The organism is Streptomyces sp. NPDC059788, assembly GCF_042732265.1.
Classification (GTDB): domain Bacteria; phylum Actinomycetota; class Actinomycetes; order Streptomycetales; family Streptomycetaceae; genus Streptomyces.
In genome coordinates, this window is the sequence record NZ_JBHWHY010000049.1 from 38,635 (window position 1) to 55,454 (window position 16,820).

General features: G+C 75.8%; 12 protein-coding genes. 6 read left to right on the plus strand and 6 right to left on the minus strand.

The genetic code is table 11. The annotated features are described in order from the left end of the window. Positions 1-27 precede the first annotated feature (27 nt). Positions 28-1,680: an ABC-F family ATP-binding cassette domain-containing protein gene (locus ACFV57_RS33635; protein ID WP_385239971.1), complete on the minus strand. Its 1,653-nt coding sequence runs from the start codon at positions 1,678-1,680 to the stop codon at positions 28-30. 55 nt (positions 1,681-1,735) lie between these two features. On the opposite strand from ACFV57_RS33635, the gene ACFV57_RS33640 reads away from it, so the two are divergent. After that, positions 1,736-2,488 (plus strand): enoyl-CoA hydratase/isomerase family protein, encoded by a 753-nt coding sequence (locus ACFV57_RS33640; protein WP_385239973.1) that lies wholly within the window; start codon positions 1,736-1,738, stop codon positions 2,486-2,488. Between the two features lie 20 nt (positions 2,489-2,508). On the opposite strand, the gene ACFV57_RS33645 is transcribed toward ACFV57_RS33640, so the two are convergent. Further along, complete coding sequence (locus tag ACFV57_RS33645) at positions 2,509-2,904, minus strand: hypothetical protein (protein WP_385239975.1); 396 nt, start codon at positions 2,902-2,904, stop codon at positions 2,509-2,511. Between the two features lie 139 nt (positions 2,905-3,043). Here ACFV57_RS33645 and ACFV57_RS33650 point away from each other — a divergent pair, with 139 nt between their 5' ends. After that, a complete protein-coding gene (locus ACFV57_RS33650) occupies positions 3,044-5,179 on the plus strand; it encodes an AAA family ATPase (protein ID WP_385239977.1) in 2,136 nt (711 codons plus the stop codon). Here ACFV57_RS33650 and ACFV57_RS33655 read toward each other — a convergent pair. Further along, on the minus strand, positions 5,163-5,801 hold the full coding sequence (locus ACFV57_RS33655) for a DJ-1/PfpI family protein (RefSeq protein WP_385239979.1): 639 nt from the start codon (positions 5,799-5,801) through the stop codon (positions 5,163-5,165). The two genes, ACFV57_RS33650 and ACFV57_RS33655, sit on opposite strands and share 17 nt — an antisense overlap. Positions 5,802-5,914: 113 nt before the next feature. After that, positions 5,915-6,883 carry a GlxA family transcriptional regulator gene (locus ACFV57_RS33660; RefSeq protein WP_385239981.1) on the minus strand — a complete coding sequence of 323 codons (969 nt, stop codon included), beginning with the start codon at positions 6,881-6,883 and terminating at the stop codon, positions 5,915-5,917. A 277-nt stretch (positions 6,884-7,160) separates the two neighbouring features. Here ACFV57_RS33660 and ACFV57_RS33665 point away from each other — a divergent pair, with 277 nt between their 5' ends. The 3 genes from ACFV57_RS33665 (at position 7,161) to ACFV57_RS33675 (ending at position 11,588) form a co-directional block, all read left to right on the plus strand. Continuing rightward, positions 7,161-8,033 (plus strand): hypothetical protein, encoded by an 873-nt coding sequence (locus ACFV57_RS33665; protein ID WP_385239983.1) that lies wholly within the window; start codon positions 7,161-7,163, stop codon positions 8,031-8,033. 133 nt (positions 8,034-8,166) lie between these two features. Next, on the plus strand, positions 8,167-8,904 hold the full coding sequence (locus ACFV57_RS33670; protein ID WP_385239985.1) for an SAM-dependent methyltransferase: 738 nt from the start codon (positions 8,167-8,169) through the stop codon (positions 8,902-8,904). A 245-nt stretch (positions 8,905-9,149) separates the two neighbouring features. Further along, positions 9,150-11,588, plus strand: a complete 2,439-nt coding sequence (locus ACFV57_RS33675; RefSeq protein ID WP_385239987.1) for a Tex family protein — start codon at positions 9,150-9,152, stop codon at positions 11,586-11,588. Positions 11,589-12,094: 506 nt separating this feature from the next. On the opposite strand, the gene ACFV57_RS33680 is transcribed toward ACFV57_RS33675, so the two are convergent. Both ACFV57_RS33680 and ACFV57_RS33685 read right to left on the minus strand, forming a co-directional pair. Beyond that, positions 12,095-14,224: an FUSC family protein gene (locus ACFV57_RS33680; protein WP_385239989.1), complete on the minus strand. Its 2,130-nt coding sequence runs from the start codon at positions 14,222-14,224 to the stop codon at positions 12,095-12,097. Between the two features lie 330 nt (positions 14,225-14,554). Beyond that, on the minus strand, positions 14,555-15,601 hold the full coding sequence (locus ACFV57_RS33685) for an oxidoreductase (RefSeq protein WP_385239991.1): 1,047 nt from the start codon (positions 15,599-15,601) through the stop codon (positions 14,555-14,557). Positions 15,602-15,844: 243 nt separating this feature from the next. Here ACFV57_RS33685 and ACFV57_RS33690 point away from each other — a divergent pair, with 243 nt between their 5' ends. Next, entirely contained in the window at positions 15,845-16,810 is a 966-nt protein-coding gene (locus ACFV57_RS33690; RefSeq protein ID WP_385239993.1) for an FAD-dependent oxidoreductase, read from the plus strand. Positions 16,811-16,820 lie beyond the last annotated feature (10 nt).

The following is a 16,820-nucleotide window of genomic DNA, read 5'->3' on the forward strand; positions in this document are numbered from 1 at the left end:
CCACCACCCGTACCTGCGGGGGCACGCTCAGAGAACGCGCTCCGCGATGCGCCCGGCATCGACCTCGACACGCCGGTTGGTGTGCACCGCCTCCAGCATCCGCCGGTCGTGCGTGACCAGCAGCAGCGTCCCCTGGTAGGAGGCGAGCGCGGACTCCAGCTGCTCGATCGCGGGCAGGTCGAGGTGGTTGGTGGGCTCGTCGAGGACCAGGAGGTTGACGCCGCGGCCCTGGAGGAGGGCGAGGGCGGCACGGGTCCGCTCGCCCGGGGAGAGCGTCGAGGCGGGCCGCAGCACGTGGGCCGCCGCGAGCCCGAACTTGGCGAGCAGCGTCCGTACGTCGGCCGGGGACATCTCCGGGACGGCCGTGCGGAAGGCGTCCGCCAGCGGCTCGTCGCCGAGGAAGGCGCCACGGGCCTGGTCGACCTCGCCGACGACGACGCCGGGCCCCAGGGAGGCGTGACCGGCGTCCAGCGGCAGCCGGCCCAGCAGGGCGGCGAGCAGGGTGGACTTGCCGGAGCCGTTGGGGCCGGTGACGGCGACCCGGTCGGCCCAGTCGATCTGGAGGTCCACCGGGCCGAAGCGGAAGCCCCCGCGCCGCACCTCGGCGCCGCGCAGGGTGGCGACGACCGCGCCCGCGCGGGGCGCGGCGGCGATCTCCATGCGCAGCTCCCACTCCTTGCGGGGCTCCTCGACCACCTCCAGGCGGTCGATCATGCGCTGGGTCTGCTTGGCCTTGGCGGCCTGCTTCTCGGTGGACTCCGCGCGGAACTTGCGGCCGATCTTGTCGTTGTCGGTGGCCTTGCGCCGGGCGTTCTTGACGCCCTTCTCCATCCAGTTGCGCTGGGTGTGGGCGCGCGTTTCGAGGGCGGCCCTGGTGTCCGCGTACTCCTCGTACTCCTCGCGGGCGTGGCGCCGGGCGCGGTCGCGCTCTTCCAGGTACGAGGCGTAGCCGCCGCCGTAGGTGTTGACCTGCTGCTGCGCGAGGTCCAGTTCGACGACGCGGCTGACCGTGCGGGTCAGGAACTCGCGGTCGTGGCTGACCAGGACCGTGCCGGCGCGCAGGCCGGTGACGAACTCCTCCAGCCGGGCCAGGCCGTCCAGGTCGAGGTCGTTGGTGGGCTCGTCCAGCAGGAAGACGTCGTAGCGGGAGAGCAGCAGCGAGGCGAGGGAGGCACGGGCGGCCTGGCCGCCGGACAGGGAGGTCATGGGCTGGTCGAGGCCGACGGCGAGGCCGAGCCGGGCGGCCGTCTCCTCGGCGCGTTCGTCGAGGTCGGCGGCGCCGAGCGAGAGCCAGCGCTCCAGGGCGGTGGCGTACGCGTCGTCGGCGCCCGGGGCCTCGTCGACCAGCGCCTGGGTGGCGGCGTCCAGGGCGCTCTGGGCGGCGGCGACGCCGGTGCGGCGGGTGAGGAAGGCCCGTACGGACTCTCCGGGGCGCCGGTCGGGTTCCTGCGGGAGGTGGCCGACGGTGGCCGTGGGCGGGCTCAGCGACAGGCCGCCCTCCTCCGGGGCGGCCAGCCCGGCCAGCAGGCGCAGCAGCGTGGACTTGCCGGCGCCGTTGGCGCCGACCAGGCCGATGACGTCCCCGGGGGCGACCACCAGGTCGAGGCCGGAGAACAGGACGCGCTCGCCGTGGCCGGCGGCGAGGGACTTGGCCACGAGGGTGGCGGCGGTTGCAGACATCAGGCCGTCGATCGTATCCGGCCCGCGGTGGGATGGTCGTCCTAATATCCGGGGCATGGAACCGGGCATCGTCACACACGTCAGCGACGGCACAGCGACCGTCACCCTCGGCAACCCCGCCAAGCGCAACGCCATGACGACGGGAATGTGGCGGGAACTGCCGCCGCTGCTGGAGCGGCTGGCGGCGGACCGTGCCGTACGCGTGCTGGTGCTGACGGGCGCGGGCGACACCTTCTGCGCCGGGGCGGACATCGGGTCGCTGCGCGGGTCGGCGGGGGCGGGGAAGGGGCTGGCGACGGCTGCCGAGGAGGCGCTCGCGGCGTTCCCCAAGCCGACGCTGGCGGCGGTACGCGGGTACTGCGTGGGCGGCGGCTGCCAGCTGGCGGCGGCGTGCGACCTGCGGTTCGCGGAGGAGGGGGCGCTGTTCGGGGTGACGCCGGCGAAGCTGGGGATCGTCTATCCGGCCTCCGCCACTCGCCGGCTGGTACGGCTGGTGGGCCCTTCGGCCGCCAAGTACCTGCTGTTCTCCGGGGAGCTGATCGACTGTGCGCGGGCGCTGCGGACCGGGCTGCTGGACGAGGTGCTGCCCGAGGGGGAGCTGGACAAGCGGGTGGCGGGGTTCACCGCCGTACTGGCGAGCCGGTCGCAGCTGACGCAGGCCGCGGCGAAGGAGTTCGCGGACCGTCCCGCGGACGCGGAGCGGGACGCCTACTGGGAGGCGCAGGCGCACGCGAGCGGCGACACCGCGGAGGGTGTCGCCGCCTTCTTGGAGCGCCGTGAGCCGCGATTCACCTGGTCGGCAGGGTGAGTCGAGCGGCTCCCGGCGGGTCAGGTGAACTCGCCGTCCGTCTTGAGGGTCAGGCGCACGTTCGTGTCGGCGGTGCCGTTGTTGGTGGCGCAGGCCGTGTAGTCGCCCGCGCCGGGCCAGCCGGCCCAGGTGTCGCGCAGTTCCGCCGCGTACGCGGTGACCGGGCCGGGCGAGCCGGTGCCCGGCACGGTCGCGCCCTGGTACTGGAGCTTGAATTTGGCGCCCTGGCCGGTGGCCTTGCCGTCGACGCGCACCTTGTGCTGGGCGGACTGCTGCACGCAGCGCTGCTCCCCCGGGTGCAGCGTGCCGCCGTAGAACTGCGAGGCGGCGGCCGGCCCGGCTGCCGACAGGGCCATTCCGGCGGCCGAGGCGGCGGCGAACGCGGTGCCCATGACGGTGGTGATCCTGCGGTTCATCTTCCTTCGCCCCCTGAGTCGTTGGTGGTTCGGCACCCAGGAAGCTAGGGGCAGCGGCCGACCGGATTGCAGACCGTTCCGTATCCGGTTCACATCCGGTATGGGTCCGTTCCGGCCGCCCCGGCGACATACTTGACGGGTGACCGACCGGTTGGGCGACCGGCTCGTGGCGGCGCGCGAAGAGGGCTTTGTCGGCCGCCGCGGTGAGACCGCGGCCTTCCGCGCGCTGCTGGCCGCCGGGCGCGGCGCGGTGGTCTACGTGCACGGCCCCGGCGGCATCGGCAAGACGACGCTGCTGCACCACTTCGCGCAGCTCGCCGCGCGCGCCGGGCGGCCCGCCGTACGCCTGGAGGCTTCCGAGGTGCGCTCCTACGAGGAGGAGTTGGCGGAGCGCATTCCGGACCGGCCGGAGCTGGTGCTGCTCATCGACGGCCTGGACGGCCCGCGGGAGGCCCGGGACACCGTGCACCGCGAGCTGCTGCCCCGGCTGCCGGCCGACGCGCTGGTCGCGCTGGCCTGCCGGACGGCGCCGCCGCTGTCCTGGCGCCTGGACCCGGCCTGGCAGGGGCTGCTGCATCTGCTGCCGCTCGGGCCGCTGGACGAGGCGGACAGCCGGGAGCTGCTGACCCGGCGCGGTGTGCCGCCCGCCGTCCAGGAGGAGGGGCTTGCCTTCACCCGCGGGCATCCACTGGCGCTCGCGCTGGTGGCGGATGTGGCCGCGCTCGGCGGCGAGGCGGCCGGGGCCGAGCCGTCGCCGCAGATCGTACGGGCGCTGCTGGCGAGCCTGCTGGAAGCGGTGCCGACGCCGCTGCACCGGGCCGCACTGGAGGCGTCCTCGCAGGTGCTCTCGACTACCGAGCCGCTGCTGGCCGCGCTCCTACAGGTGCCCGACGCGCGGCCGTACTTCGACTGGCTGTGCGGGCTGTCCGCGGTGGAGAGCGGGCTGCGCGGGGTGCACCCGCACGATCTGGTGCGGGACGCGCTGGACGCGGAGCTGCGCTGGCGCGACGCGGAGCGCAGGGCTGCGCTGCACCGCCGGGCGAGCGCCTACTACCAGCGGTTGTTCACCCAGGAGGACGAACGGGCGCGACAGCGGGCGGTGCTCGCGGACTTCGCGTACCTGCACCGGGACAGTCCGGTCGTCGGACCGCTGCTGGAGCCGGTGGCGCGCGGTGCCGCGGGAGCGGCGCGGCTGGACCGGCTGACGGTCTCGCCTGGGCCGGTCACCGGTGGCGAGCTGGTGGAGGCGTGCACGATCGCCGCCATCCACGAGGGGATCGAGGCGGCGCGGCTGGTGCACGACTGGTCGCAGCGCCCGGAGGCCGAGACGTACACCGTGCGCGGCCCGGACGGGGTGGCGGCGGGGTTCTACACGCTGGTCGAGCTGACCGGCGCCGCCCCGTCCGGCGCGCCGGACGACCCGGCGGTGCAGGCCGCCGCCCGCTGGCTGGACGCGCACGCGGAACTGCGCGACGGCGAGAAGGCGTTGCTCGTCCGCTTCTGGATGAGCCGCGACGAGTACCAGGACGTCTCCCCCGTACAGACCCTGATCACCCTGCGCCTGACCCACCATTACCTGACCGACCACCGGCCCGCGCTGACGCTGCTGCCGTTCGCCGACCCGGAGTTCTGGGAGCCGGGCTGCGCGTACGTGGACTTCGCGCGGCTGCCAGCGGCGGACTTCACGGTCGCCGGGCGCCGGTTCGGGATGTTCGTGCACGACTGGCGGCGGGTGCCGGCTCTGGCGTGGCTGGCGATGCTGACCGAGCGCGAACGGGCCGAGGACCCGTTCACCGTGCCCCCGCCCGCGGCGTCGGACCCCTTGCGGGTGCTGGACCGGGAGGCGTTCGCGGAGGCCGTACGGGACGCGCTGCGCGAGCTCGTACGGCCGGACGGCCTGCGGGAGTCGCCGCTGCTGGAGACGCGCCTGGTCGCCGGGCGGTGCGCGGCGGGCGGTACGGGCGCGGCGGGGCCGAAGGAGCGGGTGGCGGCGCTGCGGGAAGCGGTACGCGCCGCTGCGGCGGCGCTGGAGGCGTCGCCGCAGGACCGCCGGGGGTTCCGGGCGCTGCACCACACGTATCTGCGCCCGGCCGGGACCCAGGCGCGCGCGGCGGAGCTGCTGCGCCTGCCGATGACGACGTACCGGCGTCATCTGGCCGCCGGGATCGGGCGGTTGACGGAGCTGCTGTGGCAGGAGGAGCTGGAGGGCGGCGGGCCGGAGGCGCCTGGGGACGCCGGCCCCGGCCGCCCGCCGGACGTCACCCCTCCGCGGTGATCCGGCCCCGGGCCCGGATCGCCGCCGTGATCTCGGCGGGCGCCTTCTCGGGCGAGCCCGCGTCGTACGGCGGCTGCGGGTCGTACTCGATGCCGAGCTGGAGTGTCTGGGCGTAGGTGTCGCCGGCGATCCGGCCCGCCAGGGCGAGGCCCATGTCGATGCCGGAGGACACACCGGCCGCGGTCACGTACTTGCCGTCGAAGACGACGCGCTCGCCGGTCGGTTCGGCGCCGTAGGCCGGGAGCTGGTCGAGCGCGAGCCAGTGGGAGGTGGCGCGGCGGCCCTTGAGGAGCCCGGCGGCGGCGAGGAGCAGGGAGCCGGTGCAGACGGAGGTCGTCCAGGTGGTGCGGGTGTCCGCGGCGCGGAGCCAGTCGTGCAGCGGTCCGTCGTCCATGAGCGCGGCCTGGCCGGGGCCGCCGGGCACGACGAGCAGGTCCGGGGCGGTGACGTCGGCCAGTGCGGCGTCGGCGGTCAGGGCCAGGGTGCCGCTGCCGTCGCGGTGCTCCCCGGTGCGCTCGGCGACGAGGACGGTCTGCGCGCCGGGGAGGCGGCTGAGGACCTCGTACGGGCCGACGGCGTCCAGGGCGGTGAAGCCGTCGTAGAGGAGGATGGCGATCTGCATGGTGTGCCTTTCATCGGTGGGGGTGTGGGCGTGCGGTGCCGCGGCCGTGGGTCGGTGTGGGTGCGCGCGGTGCCGCGGCCGTGGGTGGGGCCGCGGCGGTGCGCGCGGGCCGGTCAGGAGAAGGGCGGTGGGGAGGCGGGCTGGAAGCGGCGGCGGTATTCGGCGGGCGCGGCGCCCAGCGTGCGGCTGAACGCGCGGCGCATCGCTTCCGGGGTGCCGTAGCCGCAGCGGCGGGAGATGCCTTCGATGCCGTCGGCGGTGTCCTCCAGGAGGCGCCGGGCGGCCTCCAGCCGCACCCGGTCGACATAGCGGCCCGGTGTCATGCCCACTTCGGCGCGGAAGGCGCGGGCGAAGTGCCGGGGCGAGAGGCCCGCGCGGCCGGCGAGGGTCTCGACGGACAGGTCGGCCGCCGGATTCTCGGTGATCCACTGCTGGACGTCGCGCAGCGGGCGCCGGTCCGCGGTCTGGGCGGCGAGCTGGGCGCTGAACTGCGTCTGGTTGCCGGGCCTGCGCAGGAAGACGACCAGGTGGCGGGCGATGTCCAGCGCGAGGTCGCGGCCGAGGTCCTCCTCGATCAGCGCCAGTGCGAGGTCGATGCCCGCCGTGACCCCGGCGGAGGTGGCCACGTCGCCGTCCCGTACGTAGATGGGCTCCGGTTCGACCCGTACGGCCGGGAACATCTCGGCCAGCGCGTCGCACCGGGTCCAGTGGGTGGTCGCGCGGCGCCCGTCGAGCAGTCCGGCGGCGGCGAGCAGGAACGCTCCGGTGCACACCGCCACCTTGCGCCGGGCCCGCGGGGCGTGCAGCCCCAGCCACTCGACGAGGCGGGGATCGGGCGCGCGGGTGCCCCGGCCGCCGGGCACGAGGAGGGTGTGCGGCGGTTCGGCGTCGGCCAGCCGGAGGTCGGGGGTCACGGTCAGCCCGCTGGACGTCCGCAGCGGGGCGCCGTCGAGCGAGGCGGTGCGGACCCGGTAGGCGCCGGGCACGCGGAGGGCGGCGCCCGAGAAGGCCTCCAAGGGGCCGGTGACATCGAGGCTCTGCACGCCCTCGAAGAGGACGGCCAGCACGTCGCGCTGTTCCATGACGACCATCGTGGGCGGGCGCGGCGATGGCGGCAATGACGAATAACCCACCTTTACGGCCATCGGCGGCCGGGCGCAGAACCGCGCAGGGTCCGCGCAGGAGCCGGGCACGGGTCCGCGCAGGGTCCGCGCAGGAGCCGGGCACGGGTCCGCGCAGGAGCCGGACCGTGCGCGGGCCCGCCGTCCGGCAGGCGCGCCGTCCCGCAGGCCCGCCGTCCGGCAGGCGCGCCGCGCACCTGCCCGCCCCCCTGTACCAACGGGTCGGTAACCTGCGGTCATGACCACCACGACCTCGCTCCCCGAGCGCGCCGGCCGGCGTTGTCAAAACGTCGTCAACCCGCTGCACTCGACCGTGTACTTCTCCCCCGACCTGGCGGCCGAATTCGCCGCTCTCGGTGTCGAGGACCCCGGCGCCGCCTACTTCGTCGGCCGCGCCGCGGCCATGGGCGCGGTGGGCCCCGGCACCGTCACCGCGACCTTCTACAACTTCAAGCACGACCTGATCGCCCGCCACATACCGCAGATCTGGTCCGTGGCCTCGCCCGAGCAGGTGCTGGCCGCACGGCTGCGGGCCGCCGACAGCACGCTGCGGCGGCTGCTCGGCGACGCCACGGTGGAGTCGCCGGAGATGGCCGAGGCGGCCCGGCTGGCGCTGCGCGCCACCGAGGCCTGCACCCGCCACGCCCGCCCGCTGTTCGCCGCACACGCCGACCTGCCGGTCCCCGACGCCCCGCACCTCGCCTACTGGCACGCGGCGACGCTGCTGCGCGAGCACCGCGGCGACGGCCACCTGGTGGCGCTGCTGGACGCCGGGCTGGACGGCCTGGAGGCGCTGGTCACCCACACCGCCTCCGACCGCGGCGCGGAGCGCTCGTGGGTCCTGGCGACGCGCGGCTGGACGCTTGAGGAGTGGCAGGCCGCCGAGGAGGGGCTGCGCGAGCGCGGTCTCCTGGACGCGGCGGGCGGGCTGACCGAGGCGGGCGACAAGCTGCGCGCGGACCTGGAGGACACCACGGACCGGCTGGACCGGGCGCCGTACGAGCACCTGGGCGCGGCGGACGTGGCCCGGCTCACCGAGCTGGCCACCGGCTTCACCCAGGCCGCGGTGGCGGCGGGCGCGTTCCCCAAGGAACTCTTCGGCAAGCGCTGAGCCGCCGGGCCGAACGAGCTGGACAGTCAAGGGAGTTGACCGGGACGCCGGATGGCCGTGCGGCGGCCGTACGGCGTCCCGCGCACGGGGAAATCCGGGTGCGCGGGGCGGCCGCCGCTGCGAAGCTGCGCCGGTGAATCGTCAACGGATTTCCCGGATCGCCCATGGCGGTCACCCGATCGCGGCGCCGCTCGACGACGACTCGGTGCGGCAGCTGCTGGAACACGGCCTGCCGCAGGGCGACGAGCGCGTACTCGACCTCGGCTGCGGTGGCGCGGAGTGGCTGCTGCGCGCGCTGGCCCGGCACCCGCGGCTGCGCGCCGAGGGCGTCGACGTCTGCGCCGAGTCCCTGGCGCACGCCCGTACGGCCGCCGTCGGCCGCGGCGTCGCGGACCGTCTGGTCCTGCACGAGTCGGACGCCGCGGACTTCAGCTCACCGCACCCGTTCGACCTGGTGCTCAGTGTCGGGGCCGCACACGCCTTAGGCGGCCTGCTGCCCACCCTGGCGGCGGCGCGCCGGCATCTGGCGCCCGGCGGGCGGGTCCTGGTCGGCGACGGTTTCTGGGAACGTACGCCGACCCGCGAGGCCGTGGAGATGCTGGGCGACTTCGCCGACCTGCCGACCACGCTGGAACGCGTCGCCGCCGACGGGTGGACCCCCGTCCACGGGCACGTCAGCACGCGCCGCGAACTGGACGCCTACGAGTGGTCCTGGACCGGGTCGCTGGCGTCCTGGGCCCTGGACCGCCCGGACGGTCCCGACCGCGCCGAAGCGCTCGCGGTGGCCGAGGCGCACCGCACGGAATGGCTGCGGGTCTACCGGGACAGCTGGGGTTTCCTCAGCCTGGTGCTGCGCCGTACCGACGGCTGAGGAACGGGCGCCGGCCCGCGGACACGCCCGGCCGTCGCGGCCTTCCCGGCGGCCCGCGGCCCCCGGCGCGCGAAACCTCCCGCCCCGCCCGTCCCGTGCGGGTACGCGAGCCCCGCGCGGACCGCTCCCCGGTGCGTGCGGCTTCTCACACCTGGCCGCGGCGGCCCGGGTCGCGCGACAGTGCGGCCCGGCAACCTGCACAATGCAGGCTCAAGCAAGCGCTGGAAGGCGGGGCAGGAATCAACGTGACGGCATCCACCGAGGCCAACGGGGCGTCCGGGACCATCGGGACCATCGAAGCGAGGATCGCCGACGAGCTCGGCGTCAGGGAGCGGCAGGTGAAGGCCGCGGTCGAACTGCTCGACGGCGGCTCGACCGTGCCCTTCATCGCCCGGTACCGCAAGGAAGCGACCGAGATGCTCGACGACGCGCAGCTGCGCGCGTTGGAGGAGCGGCTGCGCTACCTGCGGGAGCTGGAGGAGCGGCGCACCGCGATCCTGGAGTCCGTACGGTCGCAGGGCAAGCTGGACGCCGCGCTGGAGGCGCAGATCCGGGGCGCGGAGTCCAAGGCCCGCCTGGAGGACATCTACCTGCCCTACAAGCCCAAGCGGCGCACCAAGGCGCAGATCGCGCGCGAGGCGGGCCTCGAACCGCTGGCGGACGGCCTGCTGAGCGACCCCTCGGTGGAGCCGTCGGCCGCCGCGGCGGCGTTCGTGGACGCGGACAAGGGCGTCGCCGACCCGGCCGCCGCCCTGGAGGGCGCGCGGGCGATCCTGACCGAACGGTTCAGCGAGGACGCCGACCTGATCGGCGAGCTGCGCGAGCGCATGTGGTCGCGGGGCCAGGTCGCCGCGAAGGTCCGTGAGGGCAAGGAGGAAGCGGGCGCCAAGTTCGCCGACTACTTCGACTTCGCGGAGCCCTTCACCGCGCTGCCGTCGCACCGGATTCTGGCGATGCTGCGCGGCGAGAAGGAGGAGATCCTCGACCTCGCGCTGGAGCCGGAGACCGAGCCGGCCGAGGGCACCACGTCCTACGAGCAGTCCATCGCCCACAAGTTCCAGATCGCCGACCGCGGGCGGCCGGCCGACAAGTGGCTCAAGGACACCGTGCGCTGGGCCTGGCGCACCCGCGTCCTGGTCCACCTCGGCATCGACCTGCGGCTGCGGCTGCGGCAGGCCGCCGAGGACGAGGCGGTACGGGTCTTCGCGGCCAACCTGCGCGACCTGCTGCTGGCGGCGCCCGCCGGCACCCGCGCCACGATGGGCCTGGACCCCGGCTTCCGTACGGGCGTGAAGGTCGCCGTCGTGGACGCGACGGGCAAGGTGGCCGCGACGGAGACGATCTACCCGCACGTGCCGCAGCAGAAGTGGGACCAGTCGCTGGCCACGCTGGCCCGGCTGGCCCGGGAGCACGACGTCGAGCTGATCGCCATCGGCAACGGCACCGCGTCCCGCGAGACGGACAAGCTGGCCGCCGACCTGATCGCGGCGCAGCCCGAGCTGAAGCTGACGAAGGTGATGGTCTCCGAGGCGGGCGCTTCGGTGTACTCCGCCTCCGCCTTCGCCTCGCAGGAACTGCCGGACCTGGACGTGTCGCTGCGCGGCGCCGTCTCGATCGCGCGCCGTCTGCAGGACCCGCTGGCCGAACTGGTCAAGATCGACCCGAAGTCGATCGGCGTCGGCCAGTACCAGCACGATCTGTCCGAGGTGAAGCTGTCGCGTTCGCTGGACGCGGTGGTCGAGGACTGTGTGAACGGCGTCGGCGTGGACGTCAACACCGCGTCCGCGCCGCTGCTGTCGCGGGTGTCCGGCATCAGCTCCGGGCTGGCCGAGAACATCGTCGCGCACCGCGACACCAACGGCCCCTTCACGGCCCGTAAGGCCCTCAAGGACGTGGCGCGGCTCGGGCCGAAGGCATACGAGCAGTGCGCGGGCTTCCTGCGCATCCGCGACGGCGAGGACCCGCTCGACGCGTCCAGCGTGCACCCGGAGGCGTACCCGGTGGTGCGCCGGATGGTGAAGACGGCGGGCGGCGAGGTGTCCTCGCTGATCGGCAACACGGCGGCGCTGCGCTCGCTGAAGCCGGCCGACTTCGTCGACGACTCCTTCGGCCTGCCGACCGTCACCGACATCCTCCAGGAGCTGGAGAAGCCGGGCCGCGACCCGCGCCCGGTCTTCAAGACCGCCACCTTCAAGGAGGGCGTGGAGAAGATCGGCGACCTGACGGCCGGGATGCTCCTGGAGGGCGTGGTGACGAACGTCGCCGCCTTCGGGGCGTTCGTCGACGTCGGCGTCCACCAGGACGGTCTGGTGCACGTCTCGGCCATGTCGAAGACGTTCGTCAAGGACCCCCGTGACGTGGTCAAGCCCGGCGACATCGTGCGCGTGAAGGTGCTGGACGTCGACATCCCGCGCAAGCGGATCTCGCTGACGCTGCGCCTCGACGACGAACCCGGCAAGGGCGGCGGCGTGGACGGCGGCGGACAGCGCTCCGGGGCCCCGCGCGACGGCCGGCGCGGAGACCGGCCGGACCGCGGCGAGCAGCGGCGCGGCGGCACCCCGCGACAGCGTCAGGGCGGCAACGAGCGCCGCGGCGGCCAGCGGGACGCGGCCCCGGCGAACGGCGCGATGGCCGACGCGCTGCGGCGCGCGGGCCTGCTGGGCAAGGAGCGCGGGGGACGCTGATCCGGTGGCGGCCGGGACCGGTTCGGGCCGGTCCCCGCCGCAAGGGCGGGCAGCAAAACCCTCCGCCTCCGCCCCCGCAACCCGGCCGGGGCGAATTCGGTGCTTTCCGGTCCCCGGGTGCCCCACGTGGCTGACCCAGCGGCCGTCTTCCTGCGACACATAGCTCTCCCCGACGCCGGCGGCCTCTCCGGCGCTGCGGTCCGGGGAGGCGGGGGCGGCCTCCTGCGCCGCGTGCTGTGCCCTGCGCTCCCGTTCGGGGCGGTTCTTCGACATGTCGTCCATGCTGGCTCCCGGCTCGCGCTGGAATCGGTGGTGCGTGGCGCCGCGGCGGTGCCGCCCGGCTTCTCCAGTACCGCACCGGCCCGGCGCCGCCGTCCTGCCCGGCGTGCCAAGCGGGTGGCGGCCCGGCGGCAGCCGCGCGGGCGCCCGTCCGGGCACGCGTACCCGCTGCGGTCCGGTTCAGGCCGGGCCGGGCCCGGACCCGGCCCGCGCGGCGTCCGGCGGGGTCAGGCCGCGCCCGCGAAGCCGCGCATCCGTTCCAGCTCGGCGGCCACGTCCGTGAGCGTCGCACAGCCCGGTACGGGCGGGATCTGCGCCGCGAGCGCGGGCGGTCCCGGACGGCCCGGGTCCTCCAGCGCGTCCGCCATCGCGGTCAGCGCCTCGCCCAGCCGGCGCGCCTCCTGCCCGGTCGGGCGGCGGGCGCCGTGGTCGAGCCGTACGGCGCAGGCCGTCGCCGCGTCGACGATGCGCTCGGCGGTGGTGACGACCGTGAGCCAGTCGGGACCCCGGCCGCGCGCCGCGAGGAGTTCGGCGGCGGTGGTCTCGGCCGCCGCGCGGGCCTCACCCAGCGCCCGGTAGGCCTCCCGGCGCAGCACCAGCCGCTCGCCCCGGTCGTGCCCCGGCTCGGTCTTCAGCACCTCGCCCAGATACGCGCCGGTGGCGCGCAGCGCGGTGGTGACGCGGTGGCCGACGCGGCGGCGCGGATCGGCGAGCCGCGGCAGGTGGCCGACGACGAGCACGACGGCGCAGGCGGCCGAGGTGTCCACGATCCGCTCCAGCGCGGCCTGCGGATCGCCGCTGACGTGCACGAACGACAGCACCATCAGGGTGATCGCGACGGTCTGCAGCGCGAAGTGGCGGGTGGCGAACGGCAGCAGCGCGCCGCCCGCGCCGGCGATCAGCGCGGGCCACCACCAGCCGTCCAGCAGCGCCCCCGCCGCCGCGAAGACCAGGACGCCGGCGACGGTGCCGGCGAAGCGGTTGACCGTACGGGAGAAGAGCGGGCCCAGGTCGGGCTTGACGAGGAAGGTGACGGTGGCGGGCAGCCAGTACCAGTGCTCGGCCCGCAGCGCGAGGGCCGCCGCCGCGCTCACCGCGATGCACAGGCCGACCCGCAGACCGTAGTCGCGCCCGGCCGGGCCGAGGACACTGCGGCCCTGCCGGGTGCGCGGGCTGACCAGCGCGATCATCCAGTTGAGGACGGAGTGGCGTTGGCGCCGGGGCGCCGGCCGGCGCGGGGCCGCTCCGGATTCCCCGGCGGTTCCGGCTCCGGGTTCCGGGGCGCTGGAGGGTGCGGGTTCCTCGGCGCTCCGGGCTTCGGGGCCCGGGGTTGTCCCGGCTTCGGGCTCCGTGGCGGGCACGGCCCCGGAGATCGCGGCGGGACCGCCGTCGGCCCCGGCGGCGTCCACCGGTTCCGTACGGGCGAAGACCACCGCGGCGTCCAGGAGCGCGCGGTCGAAGGCGCCGCGCGCCGGGGAGCTGGTCTCCGGCGCGGGGAGCCGGCCCGGCGCCCGGCCGGTGCGCAGCGCGTCGGCGAAGCGGCGCGGCCCCTCGGCGACGCGGTCCGGCAGCGGCTGCGCCTCCCACAGCAGCGCGACACTGGCCTCGCACAGCGCCGTGGCCGCGGCCAGCCGCTCGGCGAGCAGCCGTTCGTCCGGGCGGGGGCGGCGGCGCAGCAGGCGCCGCAGCCGCAGCGCCTCGTCGGCGCGGTCCAGGGCGGCGGTGAGCCGTCGGCGGGCCGCCTCCGCGCCCGGCCCGCCGACGGCTTGCAGCGCGTCCGCGAGGGCGTCGAAGACGGTGGCGACGGCCGCCCGCTCGCCGCTGAGCGGCCCGCCGGCCGGCCGCGGCGGGTGGAAGACCAGGCGCAGCAGGAGCAGCCACAGGCAGCCGGCCAGGAGGTAGAGGGCCTTGGCCCACGGGGCGCCGGACAGCGGCATCCCCGCGCCGAGGATGGTGCTGGCCAGCATCTGCATCCCCGCGTTGGACCGCACCGGTCCGGCGACGCTGCCCGCGCCCGAGACGAAGCCCACCACGAACAGCGCGGGGACCACCCACCAGCCCGCGCCGACCGTCTGCAGCGTGGCGCCCGCCAGCATGCCGAGCGCGGACGCGAGGGCGGGCAGGCCGATGTGCACGATGCCGCGGCGGCGGGTGCCGGGGCGGTCGTTGACGCCCGCGAGCATGGAGCCGAGGCCGGCCAGCACGCCGGCCGCCGGGTGGCCGGTGGCCAGGCCCGCGGCGAGCAGCGGGCCCGCGCACAGCGCGCCGCGGACCACGGCGGCCCAGGGGACGGGCAGCCGCTGCCAGCGCAGGGGGTGGGCGAGCCACGTGGGCACGGCGCGCGGAGCGCGGGGCATGAGCCTCCTTGGTACGGCGGATGACGGTGTCGGCGGGCTTATGGGTACGTACCCGTATGGATCGGGACGTACTGCCTGGCAACGGGGTGGGCGCGGAGCGCCCGGGACGGGTGCGGATGTCCGAGGGGCGTCATCGGCCGACGGTGCTGACATCCACCTTAAGGTCCCGTTCGTACGCGCCGGGACGGGCGGGTTACGGGAATGTCAAGATCACATTCAGCCGCACCGAACGCACACCGGCGCCCCACCGGCCCGCGGCCGCGCCCCGCCCGCTCCCCGGCACACCCCGCGCCCGGTGCCGCCCCACGGCCGTGCCCGCGCCCGTACCCGTCACCGCCGCGCCTGCTCCCCCGCCACCGCCGCGACCAGCACGCTCCCGCTCGTCCGGGCGACGACGTACGCCGTGCCCCGCGTCGCCCGCGCGTCCACCGCCAACCGGTGCGTGCCCGCCTCGACCTGCCCCGCGAACAGCTCCGCCGTCCGCGTACGCGAGAGGCGGTCCACGCGGTACGCGGTGACGCCGAGCCGGCAGGGCACCGCCGTCTCGACCGTGACCTCGCCGCGGACCGCGGCCAGCCGCAGCAGGCGCCGCTGATCCTGCGGACAGCGGTCCAGGGCCTGTTCGATCCGCGCGACGAGCAGCGGCACGACCGGCACCGGCAGGTCCACGAAGACCGCCGACGAACCCGCCGCCGCGAACGCGGCCCGCACGGCGTCCCGCTCCGCCTCCCGCACCGCGCTGCCGAAGGCCACCGCTCCGTACGACCGCAGCTCGTCCGGCGAAGCACCCGCCGCGTCCCGGGTGATCTCCGCGCCGATGCCTATGCCGCGCAGCGCGGCGGCCAGCCGGGCGGGCAGCGCGACCCGCTGGCCGACCAGCAGGACCCGCCGGGCGGTGGCGCCCTGCCCCGGCCCGCCGTCGTACAACAAGTCCTCCAGTGCGGCCCGGTACTGCGCGCCGTCGAAGCGGAACGGGCCGATGCCCGGATAGCCGTCGCGCCGCAGGTCCGCGGTCTCCCCCGTCTGCCAGGCGAAGTCGCGCCAGACGACGTCCGCGCCGTCGCGCTCGATGACGGCGGTGACCGCGCCGCACTCCAGGCCCTCGCACTCCGGACAGCCGTAGAGGACATAGCGCCCGTCGGCGAGCGGAGCGTCCTCCTCCAGGAGCAGCCGCCGGACGTGCGCCGTGAACAGGGACGGCCCGAGGTCGGCGGCGAGCGGGGATACGGCGTCGAGGTCGGCCAGGCGCAGCAGGAGCGGTCTGCCGTCGACGATGAAGTCGAAGAAGTCGCGGTGGACTTCGTACGCGCCGTTGGACAGGATCGCTCCGGCGCGCGTCGCGGGCGCCAGTCCGAAGGTCGCGTGGTGCGCAGACATGTCCTGAGTATCCCCACGCAACCGCCGATAAGAGCCCGGCGCCGGGCAATTCGCAGGGAAGGGCCCATTCCGTATCGGCCCGGTCGTGCTGCGTCCGCCCGGTCGTTCCTTGGCGGCCCGGTCGCCCCGTACCGTCCCCGTGGCCCCGCGGTGTACGGGCCGCGCCGGCCGGTCCGCCGGGTCCGGCGCGGATGCCCCGCCGGAGCCGTCGCCCCCGGCGGGCGCACCGGATAGCGTCCAGGCATGACGACGAGCGATGTGATCGTGATCGGCGGCGGGGTGATCGGCCTGACGGCCGCCGTCGGGCTGGCGGAGCGCGGACGCGAGGTGCGGGTCGTCACCCGGGACCCGGCCCGGGACACCACCTCCGCGGTCGCGGGCGGCCTGTGCTGGCCCTACCGGGTGCGGCCCGAGGAGCGGGCCGTGGCCTGGTCCCTGCGCTCCCTGCACGTGCTCACCGAACTGGCGGCGCGTCCGGCGGCGACCGGCGTACGGCTGGTGACCGGCACGATGGCCGACGACGGGAACGCGGAGCCGGACGGCTGGCACACGGCGGTGCCGGGGCTGCGGCGGGCCGCGCCGGACGAGCTGCCGCCGGGCTACGGCGGGGGCTGGCGCGCCCGCACGCCACTGGTGGACATGCCGTCCCACCTCCAGTACCTGGAACGGCGGTTGGCGGCGGCGGGCGGCACGGTGGAGCACCGGCCGTTCACCTCGCTCGCGGAGGCGGGGCGGGAGGCCGGCACGGTCGTCAACTGCTCGGGGCTGGGCGCCCGTGAGCTGGTCCCGGACCCGGCGGTCCAGCCCGTACAGGGACAGCTGGTGATCGCGGAGAACCCCGGCGTCGAGGAGTGGTTCGGTTCGGCCGACGCGCACGCCGAGGCGACGACGTACATCCTGCCGCAGCCGTACGGGGTGGTTCTCGGCGGTACGGCCCGCGAGGGCGCCTGGTCGCGCGAGCCGGACCCGGCGACCGCCCGCGCGATCGTGGAGCGCTGCGCGCGCGTCCACCCGAAGCTGGCACACGCCCGCGTCCTGGCGCACCGGGTCGGTCTGCGCCCGGCGCGCGCCGCCGTGCGGCTGGAAGCGGAGCGGCTGCCGGGCGGCGCGCTGTGTGTGCACAACTACGGGCACGGCGGGGCGGGTGTGACGGTGGCGTGGGGGTGCGCGGACGAGGTGGTGCGTCTGGCGGGCGGCGGGACGCGGTGAGGGGAGGGCC

Excerpts from the sequence above, each read along its gene's own strand:
- ACFV57_RS33635 (WP_385239971.1), bottom strand. The coding sequence starts at position 1,680 with ATGTCTGCAACCGCCGCCACCCTCGTGGCCAAGTCCCTCGCCGCCGGC.
- ACFV57_RS33640 (WP_385239973.1), top strand. The coding sequence starts at position 1,736 with ATGGAACCGGGCATCGTCACACACGTCAGCGACGGCACAGCGACCGTC.
- ACFV57_RS33645 (WP_385239975.1), bottom strand. The coding sequence starts at position 2,904 with ATGAACCGCAGGATCACCACCGTCATGGGCACCGCGTTCGCCGCCGCC.
- ACFV57_RS33655 (WP_385239979.1), bottom strand. The coding sequence starts at position 5,801 with ATGCAGATCGCCATCCTCCTCTACGACGGCTTCACCGCCCTGGACGCC.
- ACFV57_RS33660 (WP_385239981.1), bottom strand. The coding sequence starts at position 6,883 with ATGGAACAGCGCGACGTGCTGGCCGTCCTCTTCGAGGGCGTGCAGAGC.
- ACFV57_RS33665 (WP_385239983.1), top strand. The coding sequence starts at position 7,161 with ATGACCACCACGACCTCGCTCCCCGAGCGCGCCGGCCGGCGTTGTCAA.
- ACFV57_RS33680 (WP_385239989.1), bottom strand. The coding sequence starts at position 14,224 with ATGCCCCGCGCTCCGCGCGCCGTGCCCACGTGGCTCGCCCACCCCCTG.
- ACFV57_RS33685 (WP_385239991.1), bottom strand. The coding sequence starts at position 15,601 with ATGTCTGCGCACCACGCGACCTTCGGACTGGCGCCCGCGACGCGCGCC.
- ACFV57_RS33690 (WP_385239993.1), top strand. The coding sequence starts at position 15,845 with ATGACGACGAGCGATGTGATCGTGATCGGCGGCGGGGTGATCGGCCTG.